1 protein-coding gene is annotated in these 481 nt (G+C 67.4%); it reads left to right on the plus strand.

Annotated features, from left to right (window positions below; genetic code table 11):
- Nucleotides 1-194: 194 nt before the first annotated feature.
- Nucleotides 195-481 (plus strand): response regulator (locus tag NS184_RS17220; RefSeq protein WP_430733552.1); only part of this gene is annotated, 287 nt, incomplete at its 3' end.

Genomic DNA, 481 nt, shown 5'->3' on the forward strand with positions numbered 1-481 from the left:
GGACCAGGTCCCGGACGTCGACATCACGCGCAGCCGCGGACCAGGCAGAGGAGTGCAGCACGCCGTCACGGTACGGACGGTTGCCCGAGTGGGCGTCCGGATCCGCGTCGTCCGGCTGATCAGCGATCCACAGTCGGCGCATCGGTCGATCTCAGACCGCTCATAGGAAACTCTCGATACTCGATGACGTGACCATCTCCCAGCCTGCCGCAGCCCCGCGCCTCACACGTGCCGACGGTTCCCCGTTGCGCATCCTCGTCGTCGACGACGAGGCCAGCCTCACCGACCTGCTGTCCATGGCGCTCCGCTACGAGGGCTGGGACGTCAAGAGTGCGAACGGCGGACAGGACGCCCTGAGCACCGCGCGGGAGTGGAAGCCCGACGCCATGGTGCTCGACGTGATGATGCCGGACCTCGACGGCCTGCAGGTGCTCAGCCGGCTGCGTCAGAACAACGACGACACCCCGGTGCTGTTCCTCAC

This window comes from Curtobacterium luteum, assembly GCF_001475545.1.
Taxonomy (GTDB): domain Bacteria; phylum Actinomycetota; class Actinomycetes; order Actinomycetales; family Microbacteriaceae; genus Curtobacterium; species Curtobacterium luteum_A.